Source organism: Hydrogenophaga sp. GW101-3F08 (genome assembly GCF_059424585.1).
In genome coordinates this window covers 1-1,454 of record NZ_JBWKZP010000022.1, presented here as the reverse complement: position 1 = coordinate 1,454, position 1,454 = coordinate 1, and the positions used below count along the sequence as shown (strand labels likewise).

Below are 1,454 nucleotides of genomic sequence, written 5' to 3'. Positions count from 1 at the left end.
ATGGCCGGCTGCACCGTGGCCCCCAAAGCCTTGACGCAAGACGAAGTGCGCGAGCGCGTCAAACACGACACCGCCAAGATGTACAGCGGCCAGGCCCCCATCACCGCGGCCATCAGCATGGAAGAGGCCGTGGCCCGGGCCCTCAAATACAACCTGGACTACCGCCTCAAAAAGATGGAGTCCGCCCTGGCCCAGGGCCTGGCCGAGCACACCAGCCACGACATGCTGCCGCAGCTGGTGGCCAGCGCGGGCTACAGCTCACGCAACAACGACTCCGGCGGCACCAGCATCGGCATCCTCGACGGCGAAGTCTCCACCCGCCCGACCTCCTCCGACGAACGCACCCGCACCCTGCGCGGCATCGAATTCAGCTGGAACGCGCTGGACTTCGGCGTCTCCTACTACCGCGCGCGCCAGCAAGGCGACCAGTTCCTGATCTCCGAAGAGCGCCGCCGCAAAGTCGTGCAGAACATGCTGCAAGACGTGCGCGCGGCCTACTGGCGCGCCCTGGGCGCGCAGCGGCTCAACGCCCAGGCCGACGAAGTGCTCCAAAAAGCCTCGCTGGCGCTGGCGCGCTCGCGCGAAGCCGAGACCCAGAAGATCATCCCCCCGGGCGTGGCCCTGGCCTACCAGCGCGCCCTGCTCGACGCCACCGTGCTGCTCAACCAGCGCCGCCAGGACCTGGAGTTCGCCAAACGCGAACTCGCCGCCTTGATGAACGTGCCCCCCGGCGTGGACTTCCAGGTCGCCGAGGCCAGCGAAATGACCCTGCCGGCCGCCCCGAAAGAAATCACCAAACTCGAAGACATGGCGCTGCTGCAGCGCCCCGAGCTGCGGGAAGAAGACTTCAGGAAACGCATCACCGCCGACGAAGCGCGCAAACAGATGCTGGGCATGCTGCCCGGCATCACCCTCAACCTGGGCCGACAGCACGACTCCAACAAGCTGCTGTACAACAACAGCTGGAGCGAAGGCGGCGTGAACCTGGCCTGGAACCTGATGCGCCTGGTGGCCCTGCCCTCGCTCAAGAAGGCCCAGCAATACCAGGAGCAGACCGACGAGACCCGGCGCATGGCCCTGTCCATGGCCATCCTGACCCAGACCCGCGTGAGCGCCGAGCGCTACCGCATGGCGCTGGAAGACTTCCGGCTGGCCGACCAGGCCTCGCAGGTCGACACCCGCCTGGCCGCCTACACCAAGGCCTCGGTCTCGGCCAAGCTGGAGAGTGAACTCGAAGCGATCCGCACCCAGGCCCGTGCCGTGCTGGGCGCCTACCAGCGCGCCAACGCCTACGCCAACGCGCACATCGCGTTCGGGCGGCTGTACAACACCCTGGGCTTCGACCCGATCGCCGACGACTTCGAGGGCAACGACCTGGACACGCTCACGCAGCGCGTGCGCGCCCACCTGAAGGCCTCGCAGACCGACGCCTTTGTGATGTCGTCCAACCTGTT

Annotated in this window: 1 protein-coding gene; it reads left to right on the top strand. The window is 67.1% G+C overall.

Annotation, left to right across the window (positions count from 1 at the left end; translation table 11 throughout):
* The coding region (locus AC07YZ_RS25420; RefSeq protein ID WP_494796782.1) for a TolC family protein at positions 1–1,454 on the top strand (1,454 nt) is incomplete at both ends.